The sequence below is a fragment of the Streptomyces sp. NPDC086549 genome (assembly GCF_044746205.1).
Lineage (GTDB): Bacteria > Actinomycetota > Actinomycetes > Streptomycetales > Streptomycetaceae > Streptomyces.
In genome coordinates, this window is record NZ_JBIVBS010000039.1 from 17,680 (window position 1) to 37,059 (window position 19,380).

Annotated in this window: 19 protein-coding genes and 1 pseudogene; 19 read left to right on the plus strand and 1 reads right to left on the minus strand. The window is 69.5% G+C overall.

Annotated features, from left to right (window positions below):
• The first annotated feature begins 618 nt into the window (after window positions 1-618).
• From ACIPSA_RS49890 to ACIPSA_RS49955, 14 genes are all read left to right on the plus strand, one after another.
• The gene (locus tag ACIPSA_RS49890; protein ID WP_402648593.1) at window positions 619-2,067 is read left to right on the plus strand and encodes a hypothetical protein; all 1,449 of its coding nucleotides are present in this window, start codon (window positions 619-621) and stop codon (window positions 2,065-2,067) included.
• A gap of 311 nt (window positions 2,068-2,378) precedes the next feature.
• Window positions 2,379-2,987 carry a hypothetical protein gene (locus ACIPSA_RS49895; RefSeq protein WP_402648596.1) on the plus strand — a complete coding sequence of 203 codons (609 nt, stop codon included), beginning with the start codon at window positions 2,379-2,381 and terminating at the stop codon, window positions 2,985-2,987.
• Window positions 2,988-3,016: 29 nt separating this feature from the next.
• A complete protein-coding gene (locus ACIPSA_RS49900) occupies window positions 3,017-3,883 on the plus strand; it encodes an ATP/GTP-binding protein (protein WP_402648599.1) in 867 nt (288 codons plus the stop codon).
• A gap of 46 nt (window positions 3,884-3,929) precedes the next feature.
• Window positions 3,930-4,613 (plus strand): SAF domain-containing protein, encoded by a 684-nt coding sequence (locus ACIPSA_RS49905; RefSeq protein WP_402648601.1) that lies wholly within the window; start codon window positions 3,930-3,932, stop codon window positions 4,611-4,613.
• 3 nt (window positions 4,614-4,616) lie between these two features.
• The gene (locus tag ACIPSA_RS49910; RefSeq protein WP_402648604.1) at window positions 4,617-5,492 is read left to right on the plus strand and encodes a hypothetical protein; all 876 of its coding nucleotides are present in this window, start codon (window positions 4,617-4,619) and stop codon (window positions 5,490-5,492) included.
• Window positions 5,485-7,092 carry a CpaF family protein gene (locus tag ACIPSA_RS49915; RefSeq protein ID WP_402648607.1) on the plus strand — a complete coding sequence of 536 codons (1,608 nt, stop codon included), beginning with the start codon at window positions 5,485-5,487 and terminating at the stop codon, window positions 7,090-7,092. The genes ACIPSA_RS49910 and ACIPSA_RS49915 overlap by 8 nt, the downstream gene beginning before the upstream one ends.
• A 43-nt stretch (window positions 7,093-7,135) precedes the next feature.
• On the plus strand, window positions 7,136-8,128 hold the full coding sequence (locus ACIPSA_RS49920) for a type II secretion system F family protein (RefSeq protein WP_402648610.1): 993 nt from the start codon (window positions 7,136-7,138) through the stop codon (window positions 8,126-8,128).
• The gene (locus tag ACIPSA_RS49925) at window positions 8,125-9,018 is read left to right on the plus strand and encodes a type II secretion system F family protein (protein ID WP_402648613.1); all 894 of its coding nucleotides are present in this window, start codon (window positions 8,125-8,127) and stop codon (window positions 9,016-9,018) included. Before ACIPSA_RS49920 ends, ACIPSA_RS49925 begins: the two co-directional genes overlap by 4 nt.
• A 16-nt stretch (window positions 9,019-9,034) precedes the next feature.
• Window positions 9,035-9,223: a hypothetical protein gene (locus tag ACIPSA_RS49930; RefSeq protein ID WP_402648616.1), complete on the plus strand. Its 189-nt coding sequence runs from the start codon at window positions 9,035-9,037 to the stop codon at window positions 9,221-9,223.
• 31 nt (window positions 9,224-9,254) lie between these two features.
• On the plus strand, window positions 9,255-9,674 hold the full coding sequence (locus tag ACIPSA_RS49935) for a TadE/TadG family type IV pilus assembly protein (RefSeq protein WP_402648619.1): 420 nt from the start codon (window positions 9,255-9,257) through the stop codon (window positions 9,672-9,674).
• On the plus strand, window positions 9,671-10,123 hold the full coding sequence (locus ACIPSA_RS49940) for a TadE/TadG family type IV pilus assembly protein (RefSeq protein ID WP_402648621.1): 453 nt from the start codon (window positions 9,671-9,673) through the stop codon (window positions 10,121-10,123). Before ACIPSA_RS49935 ends, ACIPSA_RS49940 begins: the two co-directional genes overlap by 4 nt.
• A 68-nt stretch (window positions 10,124-10,191) precedes the next feature.
• On the plus strand, window positions 10,192-10,581 hold the full coding sequence (locus ACIPSA_RS49945) for a pilus assembly protein TadG-related protein (RefSeq protein ID WP_402648624.1): 390 nt from the start codon (window positions 10,192-10,194) through the stop codon (window positions 10,579-10,581).
• Window positions 10,582-10,588: 7 nt separating this feature from the next.
• The gene (locus tag ACIPSA_RS49950; RefSeq protein ID WP_402648626.1) at window positions 10,589-14,206 is read left to right on the plus strand and encodes a LysM peptidoglycan-binding domain-containing protein; all 3,618 of its coding nucleotides are present in this window, start codon (window positions 10,589-10,591) and stop codon (window positions 14,204-14,206) included.
• Window positions 14,207-14,324: 118 nt separating this feature from the next.
• Window positions 14,325-14,693, plus strand: a complete 369-nt coding sequence (locus ACIPSA_RS49955; protein WP_402648629.1) for a hypothetical protein — start codon at window positions 14,325-14,327, stop codon at window positions 14,691-14,693.
• 703 nt (window positions 14,694-15,396) lie between these two features.
• Here ACIPSA_RS49955 and ACIPSA_RS49960 read toward each other — a convergent pair.
• Entirely contained in the window at window positions 15,397-16,734 is a 1,338-nt protein-coding gene (locus ACIPSA_RS49960; RefSeq protein ID WP_402648631.1) for a hypothetical protein, read from the minus strand.
• Between the two features lie 339 nt (window positions 16,735-17,073).
• Between ACIPSA_RS49960 and ACIPSA_RS49965 the strand changes: the two genes are divergently transcribed.
• From ACIPSA_RS49965 to ACIPSA_RS49985, 5 genes and pseudogenes are all read left to right on the plus strand, one after another.
• Complete coding sequence (locus ACIPSA_RS49965; RefSeq protein ID WP_402648633.1) at window positions 17,074-17,370, plus strand: hypothetical protein; 297 nt, start codon at window positions 17,074-17,076, stop codon at window positions 17,368-17,370.
• Between the two features lie 120 nt (window positions 17,371-17,490).
• Window positions 17,491-17,718 carry a hypothetical protein gene (locus ACIPSA_RS49970; protein WP_402648636.1) on the plus strand — a complete coding sequence of 76 codons (228 nt, stop codon included), beginning with the start codon at window positions 17,491-17,493 and terminating at the stop codon, window positions 17,716-17,718.
• Window positions 17,719-17,911: 193 nt separating this feature from the next.
• On the plus strand, window positions 17,912-18,190 hold the full coding sequence (locus ACIPSA_RS49975; RefSeq protein ID WP_402648639.1) for a DUF4277 domain-containing protein: 279 nt from the start codon (window positions 17,912-17,914) through the stop codon (window positions 18,188-18,190).
• A gap of 180 nt (window positions 18,191-18,370) precedes the next feature.
• Window positions 18,371-18,826 carry a hypothetical protein gene (locus tag ACIPSA_RS49980; protein WP_402648642.1) on the plus strand — a complete coding sequence of 152 codons (456 nt, stop codon included), beginning with the start codon at window positions 18,371-18,373 and terminating at the stop codon, window positions 18,824-18,826.
• 62 nt (window positions 18,827-18,888) lie between these two features.
• Window positions 18,889-19,290, plus strand: a pseudogene (locus tag ACIPSA_RS49985) (IS5/IS1182 family transposase); the annotation flags it as partial.
• Window positions 19,291-19,380 lie beyond the last annotated feature (90 nt).

Sequence of the window (19,380 nt, forward strand, 5' to 3'; positions counted from 1 at the left end):
GTGCCGACCGGCTCAGCGGTGGCACTAGGGTGGACCCGCGCTGTCCTCTGCGCCCACCCGGAGGCTGGAACGGCACCTCGGACACGACGAAGGCCCCGCATGGCACCAGGTCGCCACAACCTGGTTCGCGCCACGGGGGCCGGGTCGGTGCGAGGAAGCTTCTCGTCAAATGCGTCTCGCACGGCGCGGGACCGAGGTCTTGGAAACGAGGTCTCGCTGCAGTGCAGCGTACCCGGAACTGTCCCTCGGGACACAACAAGCACCGCCAGGTGGAGGCTGTGTCAGCTCCAGCCCACTGGCGGATTTCCGCATGCCGTCCGGCATGCGGCTCTACCGCGGTCCCCATTGAGGGGGGCTGGATGACGTAACCCATCGAAGGGGCGGATCCCAGCGGCGCCTTCCCCAGGCCACCGCTGCCGTCCCTGGCCACGAGGCCCGGTTGCCACCGGGCCGTTCGGCCGAACTGCCACCGCCATCTCCAGGGGGCCTAATCCCTGGTCCGGCGAAGTGCCCGACCTCCCCAGGCCGGACAGATTTTCGGTTCTCCCAGAACCCCGAAGCACCCGTCACGGGGGCTTCGTGCGCTTCGGCGCAGGAACTCCGAAGACAGGAGACATAATGCAGCACGTTTTGGCGTGCCGCCATATCAACCCGGCGGCACGCCCGGATGTGTCCAAGACCGCACTGGTCGCGAACACGTCCCGTCACACTTTCGATCTCATCTGTGACACCGCCGCCCAGGAGATCGGCACCACCCCGTCCCGGCACCTTCTCCGAGCCTCGGACTTCCTCGCTGCCGTGCAGTTCATGGTTGGTGCCGGATTCCACCCGAGGGCCGGCCGTACGACGGTGCAGCTGGCCGAGGCATTCGCCGAGCGCATGGCGAACAGCCGCGACGGGCACTTCCCGTTCAAGGCCGAGGCCACGGCCCGCGAGCTCGGCCTGAAGCGGCGGGCTGTGCTCAATCATGCCCGCTACCTGCGGGAACTCGGTCTGATCGCCTATGTGGAGCACGGCTCGAAGAAGAACGTGCTGCGGACCCGCTACGGCGCCGCTTGGACGAGCGAGCACGGATACCGCGGTACCGCCACCCTGTTTGCCGCGGTTGCGCCGCGGATGTGGGACGACGCCATGGGCCACCGGATCGAGGGGGAGGGATACACGGCCCGGATGGTTGGCGTCACGGACGGCGGCCGCGAACTGGCGGTCGCGGCCGCCGTGAAACGGCAGCGGGAACGGCTGAGCGACGAGCAGATGGAGCCTGTGGATAACTCCGGTTCGTGCACCCCTTCTGTGGTGGTACCTCAGCCCCGTACTTCCGGTGCTGTAGATGGGGGGATGAAAGACAGGACGCGCAAGCACACCTGCTCGGAGAACGCTCGCAAACACCGTGCCAAAGGCTCGACGGGATGGTCGGCTGCCCGAACTGCCGCCGCCATGCGTGAGGCCCAGTGGGTGCAGCTGCACACGTGGTGGGCCCAGGAGGCGTGTGTCCGCCAACTCGGCTTCGCACTGCGGCCGTTCTTCGATGCAGGGTGGACCCAAGAGGAGATCGCTCGGGAGCTGGCGCGCTGGACCGTGCCGCTGCGGCCCCGTCACGTCGCGTCCTACATCGCCTCGGAGATCCGCCGCCGGGTCAATTCCGGGACGCTCTTCATGCCCGACGGCCTGGTGGCGCCCTACCGGCAACCCGAGGCATCGACTTGGGACGACGGCTCGACTCGGCACGGTTCCCGGTATGCCGCGATGCAGGTCCAGAAGGCCGCCACTTACCGGCCTGCAGCCGCACGTGCGGTCACAGCCCTGCAGGAAGTCCGTGCGCTTCTCGCCAGCCGCGTGAAACTTCAGGTATCCCCCTGGGGGAAGCGCCCCGTGCCGGGCGCGCGCCCCGAGAACGTGCTCCTGACCAGCGAGGAATTCGCCACGCTGCTAGAGACCACCCACCCGGTCGTGGCCTGCGAAACACTGTGGGTTCAGGCCGAGAAAGTCGCGGAACACCGGATCGAGGCGGAGAGCCGTCTCGACTCATGGGAGTACTGGCCGCCAGCTCCACCGGAGCCTCGGTAGATCATGTTGTTTCGACGCCATCGCAAGTGGGTGCGGCCTGTCCCGCCACAGGGTGATCCAGCTCGCAAATGGGTTGACGCATCACTTATGCATAGAGCAATTAGTCGACATTCGTATCCGCTTGTGACCAGATACATCCCGAGTTGCGAACGAGAACTTTCTTTTGCCGTTGGGACGTTGGCTGATGCTTGCGTAACCTGGCGACTACGCATAGCGCATCAGCGCAGCTTGACCAGGTTTCATGGGCGGGCAGCAGGACGGGCGCCTCTACGCCGGCAGTCCGCCCACCGCGCGCCGAACGGGGAGGCAACGTGAACCGCCGCGCACATCGGAATCCTCATTCTGTTGTTCGCTTCCGAAATTGCGCCGCCGCTGCCCTCGCCCTGTGGGCTGCACTGGCCCTGACGGCGTGTAGCTCATCGGACGGGGACAGCAAGGCCTCTGCCGGGACATCGACCCCGGCCTCAACGCCCACCTCATCGACCGCTTCCCCGGACCCGGATGCGGCGGAGAAGGAAGCGGTACTAAAAGCGTACGACGCCTTCTGGGGCGCGCAGGTAAAGGCGTACGCGCAGGCCGATATCAAGGGCACGGACCTGAAGAAGTACGCCACGAAGAAGGCCCTCGGTGACGCGATGGGCGACGTGCTGGTCATGAAGAACGCCGGCACCGCCACCACAGGCGCTCCCACGCACCAGGCCCGGGTCACGTCGATGGCCCTTTCAGGGGACATCCCCAAGGCCAGCGTGCAGGACTGCCTGGACATCTCGAACTGGAAGACCATCAAGAAGAAGTCGGGCAAGGTGCAGCCGTTCCCGTCCAATCAGCCACTGCGCTACATCACCACGGCCAAGGCGGAGAAGTGGGGGAAGCAGTGGATGATCACAGAGCTGACTCCGGAGGGGGACCGCACATGCTGAGACGACTCCCGCTGACGATCCTGCTGTCAATGACCGCAATCTCCGCAGTCTCGGTCTTACCGGCGGCCGCCGACGACCCTCCCGTCATCGGCGGCGACTGCCAGGGCACCAGCAAGTTCGTCACAGTGTGCCGACAGGATCCCGGATCAGGGGGCGGCTCCCATCAGCAAGGCGGCTCCTCCAACAACGGCTCGGGCAAGAGCAAGGCCAACAGCAAGCCCAGACCACAGACCTGCTCGGTGGAGCGCCTTGCCCCCCAGCCGCCCGCCGGCGACCCCGTATGGGACGGGCACAAACCAGGCGACGGAGCGATCTACATCCGAGTGTGTCTCAGCGACGCCCTCGGCGCTGCAGCAGGCGCCCAAGTTGTACCAAAGGTCTTCTGGGCCGCCGAAGCCCCGCAGGTCAACATCGACCCGGAGCAACTGGCACGCGCGGCCGTCGACAAAATGTTGCTGACCGGCCCGAACATTGCCAGCCCACGCGGTACAGGCCGATATGTGGTCGGGATGCCGATGTGGATGTGGGTCAACCAGAGCACCACCACTTACGGCCCGAACTCAGCATCGGCCTCCCTGGCCGGGGTAACGGTCACCGCCACCGCGAAGGTCTCCTCGATCAGCTGGGACATGGGCGACGGCACCGCCGCTGTGGTGTGCAACGGACCCGGCACGAAGTACGAGACGTCCATGGGCAAGGCACAGTCCCCGGACTGCGGTCACCTCTACGACAACGCCTCCACCGACCAAAGCGGCGGGAAGTACCACGGCACCGCGACGGCCACCTGGACCGTCGACTGGGAGGTGACCGGAGGCCCCGCCGAAAACGGACAGTTCACCGAGACACGCCAGAGCCCCTTCACCGTCGAAGTACGTGAAGTACAGGTCCTGAACTGACATCGCGCCACGCACACCAGAGCACACCGAAAGGTCCCTGACCGTCATGGAATCTGCCGCCCCGGCCGTGCCACGCCCAACCGGCTCGGACCGTCCCGAGCTGCCGATCACCACCACAGCTCCTGTCAAGCGCGAGCGCCGCTGGTCCGTGGCCGCCCTGTGCATCGTGCTCGCGGTGGTCTGTGCCCTGGGCGCGGCCTGGGCGGTCAACTCCGCGAGCGACCGGGTGAAGGTGCTCGCTGTCGCCCGCGACGTACCGGCCGGCCAGGCCCTGACAGCAGCGGACATCACCATCGCCGAAGTATCCGCCGACGCCGCGCTCTCCCCGCTTCCGGCCGCCGACAAGACATCCGTCCTGGGCAAGCGCGCGGCCATCGACCTGCGCAGGCGCGGGCTCCTGCTCTCCTCGCAACTGGCGGCCGGCACTGGGCTCGGCGACAACAAGCAGCAGGTCGGCGTCCTGGTCAAGCGCGGCCAGGCCCCCGCCGGAACGCTGGCACCAGGCGACAAGGTCCTCGCCGTCACCACCCCGGCCCAGGGCAGCACCTCATCGACGAAGGACGACACCGACCCCACCTCGATCGAGACCGTCGTGGTGTCGGTGTCCCGCCCGGACGCCTCCGGCGCGGTCGTCGTCAACCTCGCCGTCGACACCGGCGACGGCCCCGCGCTGGCCACCCGAGCCTCCCAGGGCCGCATCGCTCTCGTCCGGGAACCGCGGAGCAAGTAACCCATGCCCGTAACCACACTGGTCTCCGCGAAGTCCTGCGGCGTCACCACCACCGCACTCGCCCTCACGCTCGCGTCCAAGCGGTCCTCGCTGCTCGCCGAGTGCGATCCGGCCGGCGGCACCATCCGGGCCGGCCTGCTGGGCGGCCAGGTCAACGCAGGCGTCGGCCTCTACCACCTCGCCCGCGCCGAACGCACCGGCCCCGAGGCCCTCGCCCACGCCTTCGCCTCGCACCTGTGGCACCTCGACCAGGCCGGGCACCGCAAACTGCTGCCCGGGCTGACCGACCCGGCCCAGGCCGCCGCCCTGGCCCGCACCTGGCCCGCGCTCGCCGACGTCCTCCACGTCATGGCCCAGCAAGCCGGCCACGACGTCGTCATCGACGGCGGCCGCCTCGCCCTCGAGGCCGGACACCTCCACCCGACCCTCACCCCGGCCCCACTGCTCTACCGCGCCGACCTGGTCCTGCTCGTCGTACGAGGCACCGAACAGTCCCTCGCCCTGGCCCGCCACGTCATCCCACCACTGCGCACCGAACTGACCGAACGGGGATCCGGCGCCGACGCGCTCGGCCTGCTGCTCATCGAGGACGGCACCTTCCGCGCCCACCAGGTCTCCGCAGCCCTGGGAACACCGGTGATTGCCGCCCTGCCCTACGCCCCCGACGTCGCCCACTACCTCACCGCCGGCGGGCACCCACCCCGTGGCTACGGCCGCAGCCCGCTGCTGCGGTACGCCCGTACGGCAGCCGAGCAGATCGAGGCCGCGGCGGCCCGCCGCCAGCTCCAGCAGCAGTACCCCCCTGCCGCTCCGCAGCTGGCGGGAATCCTGCAGCGGCTGAACCAGCAGCACGCTGACGGGGGAGTGAAGCATGGCTGATACCCACCAGCGTCCCGGCGTCAACGGACATCAGCCGGCCCTGGGCCGCGACGACATCGCCGGCCTGCTCACCGGGCACCTCACCCAGCGCCGCCCGCCCGAGGCGCGCCCCACGCCCACCACACCGGCAGTGCCGCCCACCGCCGTCCCGCCCGCACGGACCGACCCTGCCGCGGTGCCCCGCCTCGCCGACCTGCCCGGCGAGCTGCCGGTGGACTGGGACGTCATCGAGACACTGCAAGCCGACGTCTCCAAACAGCTCACTGCCCGGGATCCCCAGCGGCTCCTCGAGGAAGCCGACCGGCGAGCAATGGCCCGCTCCCTGGTCACCACCGCGGTTGCCGACTGGTCCGCCAAGTACGCCCAGGCCAACGTTCCGCTGACCGAGCTGCAGGAACAGGCCATCGCCACCGCGGTGTTCAACTCCATGTACCGCGGCGGCCGCCTGCAAAGCCTCCTCGACGAGGACGGCGTCGAAGACGTCATGGTCGACGGCCTGCGTGCCCACGTCGAATACCTCGACCGGCCGCGCCGCACCCTCGAGCGGGTCGCCGACTCCCACGAGGAGCTCATCGCCTGGGTCAACCGGATGGCCCGCCTGTCCGGCCACGGCGAGAGGGGCCTGACGCAGTCCACCCCGATGGTGGGCTTCCGCATGCCCGACGGCTCCCGCGTGACCGCCTCCATGCTCACCAGCCGCCCGTCGGTTGTCATCCGCAAGCACCGTCTGCGCGACACCGGGCTGGGCGAGCTGCGCGCCTGGGGGACCGTCAACGTGATCCTGCAGTACTTCCTGCGGGCCTGCGTCCAGGCCCGGATGAACCTGCTCGTGGTCGGCGACATGGGCGCCGGCAAGACCTCCCTGCTCCGTGCGCTCGGCCGCGAGATTCCCGCGGACGAACGCCTCGTCACCCTGGAATCGGACCGCGAGCTGTACCTGGACGAACCGGCCGCCTACGGCCAGCCTGGCCCCGTCACCTTCTCGTTCGAGGCCCGGCAGAGCAACGGCGAGATCCTCGGCGACAAGCTGGCCGGGGAGGTGAGCATCTCCGACATGTTCGCCACCGCCCTGCGCTACAACGCCACCCGCGTCATCGTCGGCGAGGTCCGCTCCACCGAGATCGTGCCCATGCTGCAGGCCATGTCCGCCGGCGGGTCCGGATCGATGTGCACGATGCACGTGCGCCGCCCGCACGCCATCATCAGCCGCCTGGTGCAGCTGTGCACCGAGGCCGGCATGGCCACCGAAGCCGCCCACCACCTCATCGCCGCCTCCATCGACGTCGTCGTCTACATCACCTACGACTGGGACGACGTGAAGTACGGCGGCCGCAAGCACCGCTACGTCAGCCACGTCTACGAGGTCCACGACGTCGTCGGCGAAGGCGGCCGCCCCACCACCACCGAAATCTTCGGCCCGCACGGCCCCCAGGAGCCGCGCGCCGTCTTCAAGAACATGCCCTCCTTCGTCGGCGAGCTGGAGAACAAGTCCCGTTTCCCCGACCTCGAAGGCAGCCCTTCCTTCCACCGCACCTGGCTGACCGACAACCCGCTGGGCGCGTGGGGCGGGCCCCTGCAGCGAAAGGGCCCCCAGTCATGACGCCACCCGCCCGCACCCTGCCGGTACGCACGGGGGAGGCCCGGTGACCACCTCCCAGCTGGCCCTCATTGCCGCCCTGAGCGCCATCCTCGCCGTCGTCGCCCTCATCACCCTCGTCCGGGAGATCCGCGGCCGGGTACCCGACCCGCTCAAACCACGCCGTCAGTTCGCTGCCCGCATCCACCGTGCCAGGGCCGAACTTCCCGAGAAGTGGCAGGCCCGCTGGCGGTACCTGGTCACCACCGCCAGCATCGTCACCCTCGGAGTGTGGGCATACACGGGCTGGCCCGTGCACGGCCTGCTCGCCGGAGCCGCCGTCCTCGGCCTGCCGTTCGTCCTCAACCCCGGCACCTCTGCCCAAGCGCGCATCGAACGCCTCGAAGCCCTCGCGCAGTGGCTCAACCATCTCGCCGGTGTCCACACTGCGGGCATCGGCCTGCCGGCCACGATCCGCGCCTCGGCCCGCAACGCCCCCTCGCCGATCGCGGCGAACGTCCGCGCCCTGTCCGAGCGGCTGCGCTCCGGAATGGAAGCACACGACGCCTTCGACCTGTTCGCCGACGAGATGGCCGACGGCGTCTTCGACCACGTGGTACTGCTCTTCCAGTCCCACGCCGTCTACAAGGGCCCGGGCCTCGCCGACGCGCTCGAAGCCATGGCCGTCACCATCCACCAGCAGGCCGCCGACGCCCGCGACGTCGAAGCCGACCGGGCCAAGGTCCGCAAGTCCTCCCGCCTGGTGTCCATCGTCATCTGCATCGTCGTACTCGGCTGCATGCTGAACGAGGCCTGGTCGGCCTGGTACCAGACCCCGGCCGGGCAGATCGTGCTCGCTCTCCTCGGCGGCGGCTTCGCCTGGACGCTGATGCTGCTGCGCCGCATCGCCCGCACCGCCCCCGACCCCCGCCTGATCGAGATCGGCAAGCACCGCACGCAGGACATCGCCCTCGGCTACGCGTTCGGAGCAGGTGATGCCAGTCCACGGGCCTGGGCCCCGGCGGCCGCCGCCCCTGCCCGGAAGGACAATGCCCGGTGATTCCCCTCAACGTCATCGCGCCCGCAGCAGCCGCAGGCGTCCTGATCGGACTCGGCGTACGCGCCGCCTGGCCTGCCAGACCCGACCTGACCAGCGCCCTGGACCGGCTGGACGTGAGCAAGGCGCCCACCGTCCTACCCACCGGCACGCCGGCCCCCACCGGATCGCTGCCCGAACGGGTCGGCAACCGGCTCCTTGCCGACCTCGGCGACCGCATCGCTCTCCCGCTGCGCGACCTGAATCTGCTGCGCATCAGCCCGGCCGAACACCTCGGCAAGCGGGTTCTGTTCGCCTTCTACGGCCTGATCATGCCGCTGCTGCTGCAGGCGATGCTCGCGCTGGCCGGGGCCCCGTTTCCCTACGTCGTCCCCACCGGGCTCTCCCTCGGCCTCGCCGTGCTGTTTTGGCTGTGGCCCGGCCGCGAGGTCGCCAAGGAAGCCGGCGAGGCCCGCCTGATCGTCCGGCATGCCGCCGCCTCCTACCTCGAGCGCGTCGCGCTCGCCCGGGTCGCCAACTCTGGCGCCGCCCAGGCCCTGACCGACACCGCCCGCGTCGGCGAGAACTTCATCTTCGAGCGGATGCGCCAGGTCTTCCACCAGGCCGACCTCGCCGGCGTCACCCCATGGGACGCCCTGAAACAGCTCGGCGAAGAACTCGACATCCCAGAACTCACCCGGCCCGCGGACACCCTCGCCCTGGCCGGAGACGGCGCCGCTGTCTACACCACCCTGCAGGCGCAGGCCCGGCAACTGCGCATCGCCCTGCTGACCGACCAGAAAGCCAAGGCCAACGAGGCCAGCGCCGCCATGATCCTGCCGGTCACATTCGGCGTCATCCTCATGATCACCTTCGTGATGATTCCCCTCACGATCACGATTCTCGGCAGCTGACACAAAAGGAAGAACGATGGACCTCACCTACCTCACGACCCTGCTGCGGGCCCGCTGGGAACAGCTGAAGAACGCCGCCGACAGCGGCCAGTCGACCACCGAACTTGCTGTCATGGCAGCCGTCCTCGTCGTGGTCGCCGGACTCGTGGTCGCCGCCATCAGAACGAAAGTGCTCGAGAAGATCGGCATCATCAACGGCGGCTGACCGCCGGATCCACTACCGGGGAGGGGAACAGGTGAAGGCACGTGGGAGCAGCCGCCGCTGGCGGGCCCTCGCCATACGGCTACGCACCGACCGCGGCGCTGGCAGCGTCGAAGTCGCCGTCCTGGCCATCGTGGTGCTGATGCTCGTCTTCACCATCATCCAGGTCGGCCTCTTCTACCACGCCCGCAAGGTCGCCCAGTCCGCAGCAAGGCAAGGCGTCGACGCCGGCCGCCAGTTCGGCTCCACTCCCGGCGACGGCGTCGCCCAGGCCCAGGACTTCCTCGCCAAGTTCGGAGGCAGCGTGCGCGGCGCATCGGTCTCCTCCGCCGGCAGCACCGCCGAGGACATCCACATCACGGTCACCGGGCACGTCGCCACCCTCGTTCCCGGCCTGGAACTGACGGTCAGCCAGGATGCCCACGGCCCCATCGAACGCTGGACAAATCCATGATCCGTCTCCGCACCCCCGTGCGCCGAGCGGGCCGCGACCGGGGCAGCGCCGCACTGGAAGTCGCGGTGATCGCCCCAGCCATCATCGCCCTGCTCGGCCTGATGATCGCCTTCGGCCGTGTCGTCGACGCCGACGGAGCCGTCGACGCGGCCGCCCACGCGGCCGCCCGCGCCGCCTCCCTCGAGCGCGACGCCACCAGCGCACAGACCCAGGCCCGCGCCGCCGCCGAGGACACCCTCAGCGGCGACGGCATCACCTGCCAGAGCACCAACGTCGCCGTCGACACCTCCGGCTACTCCCTCGACGTCGGCCAGGCGGCCACCGTGACCGCCACGATCTCCTGCATCGCGCGACTGTCGGACATCGGACTGCCCGGACTGCCCGGCTCCAAGACCCTCACCGCCACCTTCACCAGCCCCATCGACACCTACCGGGGGAGAGGGCAGTGATCCACACCGTACGGAGACACCTCACCCGCCGCCGATACGAAGCCACCCGCCGATCCGACCGCGGCTCCATGTCCCTCTTCCTGGCCCTGTCCGCGCTCGCCATCCTCATGGTCATGGGGCTCCTCGTCGACGGCGGCGGCGCACTGAACGCCAGCAACAGGGCCACCTCGCTCGCGCAGGAAGCCGCCCGTTCCGCCGGCCAGCAACTGGACCCCGCCCAGGCCATCCAGGGCACCGCCATCACCATCGACCCCGAAGCCGCACGCGGGGCCGCCCTGGACTACCTCGACGCCGCCGGCCTCCAAGGGGACGTACAGATCACCGACGCCGGGCAGACCCTGACGGTAACCGTCCACGACACCTACGCCACACACTTCGCATCCCTGCTCGGCGTGGGCACGATCCACGTGGACGGAACCGCGACCGCCCACCTGCAGACCCAAGCCGCTGGAGGCTGAGCCGCCCATGGCCCACCGCACCCCGAAGCCGCTGCGCGCCGTAGGCACACTGCTGCGCGCCCTCACCGGCCTCATCCTCCTGATCGTCCTGGTCGCTGGCGTCCCCCTCGCGCTACTGACTCTCGGCCACCAGCCCACCGAACTGTCAGGCGGGCTCAATCTCCTGCTCGAGCAGGACGACGGCACCCTGTGGCTGGTCGCACTCACCCTCATCGGCTGGGCCGCCTGGGCCGCGTTCACCGTCAGCGTCGTCGTCGAAGTCGCCGCCGTTGCCCGGCGCCGCTCCGCACCCCGCATCCGCGGCCTGGGCAGCATGCAGTCCCTGGCCAGCTTCCTGATCGGCGGTATCGTCCTGCTGGCCCCGACCGCCGCCTCGGCCGCCACCACCACACCCGCCGTCGCCGTCACCCACACCCTGGACGGCCTCAGCGCCACCGCTACTCCGGCCAGCACGGCAGCGACCAGCACCGGCTTCCCCACCCACACCGTCACGTCCGCCACCGAAACCCCCTGGGACCTCGCCGAGCAATACCTCGGCAACGGGCAGCGGTGGCGCGACGTCGCCGCCCTCAACCCGGACATCCCCGAGCTGACCTCCGGCGACCAATACCTGCCCACCAAGGCCGTCATCACGCTGCCCCTCGACGCCCGCCCCACCCCGGCCGCCGCACCCACCACCACGACGGCCGCCCCCGCATCCGACAGCCACACCACGCACACCCCCGCCCCGCACGACACGCCGACCGCCGACCACGGGGCTGGGGACAAGGCCCCCGGCGCCGGCGACTCCAGCACCCGGCAGACACCCGACCACGACGAAGTCACCGTCGCCCCTGGCGACAGCCTCTGGTCGATCGCCGACAACGAGTACGGCGACCCCAACGCGTGGCAGGACATCTACAAGGCCAACCAGGGCGAAGCCCAGCCCGGCGGCCGCCACTTCGACGACCCAGACATGATCTTCCCCGGCCAGCGACTCGATCTGCCGGACACCGCCGACCACGCCGGCTCGTCGGCAGACATCGACACCGGCCAGGACCATCCCGCCGCTCCGCCCAAGGACAAGCCGGCCGACCCTGCGCCGGACCACAGCGCCCCCAGCGCCGATGACCAGGACACCGGCAGCGACCAGGATCAGCAGGTCCCGCCCGCCTCCACTCCCGCGCCATCGGCCAGCCCCACCACCGAGCCGTCCTCCGCCGCCCCGCACACCCCGGCCCCCGCCGACACCCCCGCACCGGCCAAGACTCCCGCTCCGGCCGCCCGACCCGAGCAGGACAGCGCCAGCCCGGTCGGCGCGGTAATGGCCTGGACCGTCACCGGTGTCGTCGCCGCGGCCCTGGTCGGCACACTCGCCGTACGGCGCCGCCGACAGCAGCACCGCCGCCGTCCGGGGCGGCGCATCGCAATGCCCGCCGGCCGCGCAGCCGCCACCGAGCAGGGCCTGCGCAGCGTGCAGGCACCCACCGGTTTCGACCTGCTCAACGCCGCCCTGCGCTGTCTCGCCCTCAACCTCCAGGAAGCCAGCCGTGACCTGCCCGCCCTGAACGGGGTGGTCCTGCACGAAAGCCGCCTCGAACTCCACCTCGCCCAAGGCGCCCCGCCGTGCGCGCCCTTCACCGCATCCGGCGACCGTCAGGACCTGTGGACCTGCTCCGCCAACCACCCCGACCTTGCCGACACCGAAGCCCTGGACGGCGTCGGCGCCCCCTACCCTGCGCTCGTCTCGATCGGCTGGGACACCCAGGGACGCTATGTCCTGGTCGACCTGGAACACATCGGTCTCCTCCACCTGGACGGCGACCCGGACTTCGCCCGGCACGTCCTGCAGGCCATCGCGGTCGAGCTCGCCAACACGCCGGTGGCCGGCCACCTCGAAGTCACCGCACTCGGCCAGACCGTGCCCGGCCTGGAGACGGCCGTGCCCGAGCGCGTGGCCCGCGCCACGGACATCGACGCCGCCACAGCCGAACTCGCCGCGCACACCGGCGACCAACGCAGCGCCCTGGCCGAGCTCGGCGTCGATTCCCCGCGCGCCGCACGGCTGAGCGACGACGCCGGCGACTGGACCCCGCACATCGTTCTCGCTGAGCAGCTGCCCGATGGGACCACCACCGACAACCTCCTGTCGACGCTCACCGAGCAGCCGCGGACGGCCAGCGCCGTCATCACCGCCACTACCGGCGCCGACCTCCCAGACGAGGCGTGGACGCTGAACTGCCAGCACCCCAACGCACTGGTCGTCCTGCCGCACTCCGGCCTGCTGGTCCGCCTGCAGTCCCTGGACGACGACCGCTTCCATGACGCGATCGAACTACTCACCACCGCCGACACGGACACCGACGTACCCGCCGCCCTCGCCGACGACTACCTGCTCGATAACGATGACGAGGGCATCGACGGCCTGCCCGATGAGTACGCCGTACTGGAGCAAGAGGACCTCGACGGCGCGGCCTCCCGCCCGGGACGCCCGCTCCCGATGCCAGCCGCCCCGGCCCTCACCATGGCCAAGGAACCAGACACCGACACCGGTCAGTCCCTCGCCGACGTCCTGTCCGGCAGCGAGGAGAACGATGGCGACGAGTCCGAAGCACCGGCCGCTGGCCCCGCCGACGTGGCCCTCGCACTGACCACGCCCTGCGTTATCCCCACGTCAGCCGTCCACGCCTCCATCCCCGCACCCGCCGAGCCGGAATCCAACGACCACACCGGCGACGAACCGCCCGGTGAATCCCTCGCCGACGTCTTGGGAAGCGACGCCGCAACCGACGACGAGCCCGCCCGGCGCCTCCCCCCACGTGGCATCCCGCGATGGCGTACCTCCGCCCCGGACACCCCGCCGATCACAGAAAATGAGCCAACCCTGAGCGGCCCGTCCATCCTTCTGCTGGGCCCCCTGGCCATCGAGGGCGCCAAGGGACGCGTCGACTCCAACCGCAAGAGTGTCGCCACTGAACTCCTGGCCTTCCTCGCCCTGAATCCCGGCAGCGACTACCACGCCGTCGACGCAGCTCTGTGGCCCGCGTCCCGCGTCAACAAGGAGATGCGCAATGCCGTCATCAGCCGCGCCCGCTCCTGGCTCGGCACCGACGCCGACGGTAACCAGCACCTGCCCCGCGTCCAGAACACTCCGGACAAGCGCTACCGACTCGGTCGGCACGTCAGCTGCGACTGGGTGACCTTCCGGAAGTACGCCCGCCAAGGCTTCGCCGACGCCACCGAAGACGGCGAACTCGCCCTGCACCGCGCCCTCGCGCTAGTCCGCGGCCGCCCCTTCGCTGGCATGGATCCCCAGCGCTATGCCTGGGCCGAGCCGACCATCCAGGAAATGGTGTCTGCCATCACGGACGTCGCCAGCGAACTGTCCACCCGCCGCCGTGAGGCCGGAGACGTCCAAGGCGCCCTGTGTGCGGCCCGCCAGGGCATGCTCTCTGTCGAGGACAGCGAAATCCTCTACCGAGCCCTCTTCCTCGCCCACCACGCCGCTGGGGATATCGACGCCGTCCGCGAGGCCGCCGCACGCCTGCGGCAGATCAACGACTCGATCGGCGGCGGCGTCGAGATGGAAGCGGAGACCGCTGAACTCCTGCGCAATCTCCTGCCGCGCCCGGTCCACACGCGATAGCTACCAGCGCCAGCGCGGTTGACGGGCAAGTCTGTGACCGCAGCCCGCGGTCCCCTCGGGCGAGTGATCTTCAAGATCGGGCCGTGACGGCACTGGTTGTCGCGGCGGTTGTTCCGGCATGACTCGACTGATCACCACGGCCGCGCTCGCGGCCGCCTTCGTCGGCTCCGTCGCCGTGATGCCGTCCGCTGAAGCCGCAGCCGCCCAGCGTCCAGTCACTGCGGCGGCCAAGCCCTGCAGCACCTGGTGGGAGGTCACCGGTAAGACGGTGGCGGTGAGGCGGCCGACCTGGAACGAAGGACCGGTGGCGAAGCCGAACTCGCCCGTCGACCACTACCTCCACAGGGGCGATCGCGTGAAGTCCTGCGTGGTCGCCATCGCACGGACCGAGCGTGGTCCCGCCTACCGCAAGTGTGGGAAGGACGGGAATATCTGGCGGGTGGTGCAAGGTGGCCAGGTCCCGGAGACCTGTCTCAAACGGGTGTGACGCCACTCCGGCGGCGTTTCCCTGGACACCACCGTCGTCCTGCTCGCCGCACTCATCGTCATTAGCCTCACGCCGCCGGGCAATCGGGTGGCTTTCGGACGGCGGTTGTGCCGACCGAAGCGGAGCAGCCGCCGTCATGCCGTCTGCCTGACAGGGGTCCGTGACTTGGGCGCGCGGGGCGCGTTGTACGGGCGATGCGCGTGTCTGCAGCCCGACCGCAGGACGGGCATGCGTCACACGGCCCCGATCCCGCCCGGCATCGGGGCCGTGTGCTGTCCCTGTGCTGGACTGAGGTCAGTGGCTGCTAGAACTGAGATTCGATGCGTGATATCGCCTGGCATAGCCCCTCTGAACTGCGGCGATGACCACCTGGCAGGCGGCTCCACGCGAAGATCATCAGCAACCAGCAGTGGCTGTCGGCACTCTCTGAATACCGCGGCCATCGCCGCCGTGCTGCTGACACCGGGGGCGTACGGACAGACCTTCGTCGATGCTCCCCCAGCTGCTGCGCAGAAAGAGCGAAGCCGGCTGCTGGGCCCTAGCGTCATAGTGCCTTGCGTTGACAGGACGGCAGGGCCCGGGCGGCCCCGGCACCCCGCGCCCTGGGCAGGGGCCGCCCCTTCACCTACGCCTGTTCGAAGTACATGGGTGCGCTGCATGAGGGTCGTCGACCAATGAACCCTCCCATCAGCTCCCCGTGATCTCAGAATCTGTGCGGCCAGAACAACGAATCAGGGATACGAACGGCGGGCGGCCGCCGGGGAGTGACGACACCGATGGCGTCTTCGGCGGCCCGCAAGGCCCGTTCGTGACTGCCGCTGCCGAGGTGATGAACAGGGCAGTTTCTGCAGTCGCCGGTCCGGGCGTGCGCATTGGGGCTGCCGTTGAGGCCCCGTACGTGGGCGAAGGCGTGTTCGGGGAAGTCGGCCCGCACCGTGTGCCACGTGCCGCATTGCTCTTCATCGGTGAGACCCGCGGCCACTTCCGGGTGCATCGGCGGGTACACCTGGCCGTCGTGCTCGCGGAGCATGAAGACGCGGTCGACGTAGTCGACGGTGTCCCCGTTCGGTTGCTCTGCATCCAGCCAGGCCAGGGCGTCACTGCGGCCTCCGGGCCCCCACAGGTAATCGGCGGGGAACTGCGTTGTCTCGAACCGGGCATCGAACGCCGACCAGTGCGCGTCCTCGTACCGGCTCCCGGGGCGGCAAACGCTGCGGATCAGGATGTAGTGGTATCCCTCGGCATCGGTATCGTCGCGCAGGGCATCGGCCTGGGCCATGTGGACGCTTCCCTCGTCGTTCCAGGCCATGACGACGATGTCGCGTTCCACCGGGGCGGGGTACAGGCGCCCGCCAGGGGTCGGGTGTCCCCACAGCTGATTGATGAGCTCTGCCAGGTCGCGCAGGGTCCGTGCCGTCTCCACGGGCATCGTGCGGTGGTAACCGGTCGGGTGGGCCACAGCATCGCGCAGCTTCGACATCGCATGCTCGATGCCACGCGTGCGCTGACCACGCAGCAGACCGGCCGCTCGCGCCCAGGTCCGCAGCCCGGCCAGCATGCCGTTGAAGTCGATCAGCGTGCTGCCGACCTTCAACCGCCACTGCGGCGACGGCTGCTGCCGCGGTCTCCGCCGGCTCCTCCTGCCCACCTTCTTCACCGCGGCGAACACATCGTCGTAGGTGCGCACATCCTCGATTACTGGAGACTCCAAACCGTTGGCGTCCTCGAACGTGACCGCACCGGCGCACCACTGGACGAACCGCTCGCGCAGCGCCTGCTCCATCACCAGCAAGGCGCGGTCGTCGACCATGGTGAAGACGTCATAGTCGAGCAGGCCATAGGCGAAAAGACGCTGAAGCCGTTCGAACTCCCGGCGAGTTCCCTCCGCCACGTCCAAAGCAAGCTCGCAGTCCGCGACCAGCCGTTGCAGGAACTCGGCTGCCCTCTCAGCCAGCATCGGGCCGCCCAGCCCGAGCGGGGTGAAGATGAGCGCTGTGCTGTCCGGTGACTGCAGCTCCTCCAGCGAGCGGATCTCTGCCACGGGTACGACCTCCTGTGTGGGCAACCCACCAGAATGCATGAGGAGTTCACCCTGTGCCATTGCTTTTGCTGATGTCGGATGAGGGTGGCGATTCGAAGTCCGCCTACCCCCACGGTGTCCGCCTGTGCGCTCGCTGCGTGGTCGGGCCAACGGCCTTGTGCCAGCCGTCGGCAGGGCGGTCTGAAAGGTGATCCAACTCATCGAGGAGGCGAACGGCCAGGAGCGCGTCCTTTCGCACATGGACGGCCCAAGGCGAGCACGCACCCGAGAACGCATGAGATGGCGACGTGCTGGTCAACGGCACCGTGCCCCATAGCGAGCGACATAGGATCCATGAACGTGGCACACACATTCGATGATCTTGTGGAGATGCAGAAGGCGGCCGACGAGGCGCACGGCCGGGTACGGGAGCTGAAGGACACCTACGGTCGGCCCACGTCTCAACCGTGGTCGCCGGAGCAGACCGAGGCGTATGAGAAGGCCTGGCAGGCCTGGTGGAAGTTGGCCGACGAGGTTCAGGCTGCCGTCACCAAGCATGCCGGGGATGAAGGCAAGCCCAGCTACGACCTCGAGACCGCCGTACGGGCCAAGGCCCGACACCCGGAACCCGTGCCGGCGGAGGCTGGGGCGGCCTGAAGGTGTACGGCCCGGGCCAGGCGGCGAAGATGTCGATGTACTCGGCTGTCCATCGCGCTGCGCCTGCTGTGGCCCAAGCGCGCCGAACAACGCTCCCCGTTCTGGCGGCCCGACTGGCGCATGAGCATGGTCGCCGAGGCGTCCGTCCGTCACTGGAGCGTGGCCCTCAGGGCCGTCCAAGAAGGCCACACACTCCTCGCCCTGCGCAACGTCGACGCGGCCGTCTTCTGGACGCCTGACGGCACGCCGCCCGCCACGTACCGGATCGGAACCGGCTTCGGCGAAGCCTCCTCAGGGGCTCACATGGCGGCACATGATTGCCTGGTGGATCAAGAACCACGAGCCTGACAGCAACGAGAAGATAGCTGCCGACAACCTCTATCGGCGCCTGTACCGGTAACAAGCTGCACGTTGTCGTCGTTCACTCGCCGCCCCTTGCGTTGCTCGGCTAGACCCGTACTTCGCGGGTCGTTGATTCGTATGGTGTGACCGGTCGGGGGGTGTCCTGGGCCAGGGGTGTGGCGTTGGGTGGGGTGTGTCGATGACTTCCCGGTCCCCGCGGCCACGGTCTCAGCGTCAGCGCGTTGAAGTGGCGGTGACGTCCGTGGTGGAGAAGCGTCTGGGCGCTCTGCCTGTCGCTGCCGAGTTTCTGCGCCGGCTGGATGTCGCCGGGATCGTCGACGAGGTGTGTCCTGGTGGCGCGAGTGCGCTGGTGACGCACGGGCAGGTGATCGAGGCGTTGGTGGCGAACCGGCTGACGTCGCCCGCCGCTGGTGCGGGTGGAGGACTGAGACCCGTGCATTGTGAAACGTGCAGGTGAGGTGGGCTGGTGTGCGGGCGAGTTGCCGTGCTCGTGCTGGTCGGCGGCGGGTGTCCATAGTGAAGATCGTCTGCCCTGTCAGCTGAGGCGGTTCTCGGGTTCCGCTGCGCTCGTCGCGGGACCGCTCCTACGATCCGTGACCGAGGCGGTACGCGGTGAGATCGCGGGAGGGTGCAGGGTATGGGAGACCTGGAGCGGATCATCGCTCGCCGCAGTGAACTGGACGCGCTCGCCGAGGAGTTGGCCAAGCAGCTGCAGGAGGTCCAGGCCGAGCGGGAGGAACTGCTGGTCGCCGAGCGGGTCCTGAACCGGCTGGCCGAAGCGGACCGGGCCGAAGCGGAGGCAGCCGTGGTCGCCTCCCCGGTGCCCGCCCGGGTGGCGGGAAGGGCGGTCCTGCTGATCCCGCACCGCGGCGAGAGCCTTGACGAGGCCGCGCTGCCCGGCGATTACCGCAAGATCCTGGCGATCGTACGGGCCGCGGACGGCCCGGTGCAGGTCAGGGCGGTGGGCGAGGAACTGGGACTTGAGGCGGCGGTGCGCGGGAAGCTGGAACCGCTGCGGGCGAAGATGACCAAGCTCGCTGATCGTGGCTGGCTGCGCAAACGGCCCGACGGACGGTTCACCGCACGCCGGTAGCCACGCCGGGACGGGGCGTCGGGTCGTAACCGGCGGGCCCCCGACGGCAGTTGACGTGTTTTGTGAAGAACAACCCCAGCCCCGTCGAGGGCCCTGACGGCCTTGTCTACACCGCCCGCCTGCCGCTGTCGAGCGCCACCCTGAACTACCTCGCCACCCTGATACGCGGCCACTTGAAGAAGATCGGCTCGCGGTGGCGGGCCCTGCCCGCGGGGAAGATCGCCGGCATCGTTCTGGCGGTGCTGCGCTGTGACCAGCGGCCCGGCGACCTCGCCGGCGGGAACGGAGTGCACCGCACCACCGTCACCCGGTGGGTACGGGAGGTCGTCGGCCTGCTCGCCGCCCGCGCCCCGCGCCTGGACCGCGCGCTGAAGAAGATCGCCCGAAAGGGTGGCGGGGTGGTCCTGCTGGACGGCACCCTGATACGGACCCGGCGGCGCACCGGCCCGGCGAACCGGGAGAACTGTTGAGTCGGCACGGAGCGCGGTGCCGGTGTTGCCACCGGTCCGTTTCTCCGTGCCGCTCGCCGAACCCGGCGTGCGACTCTCACCGCA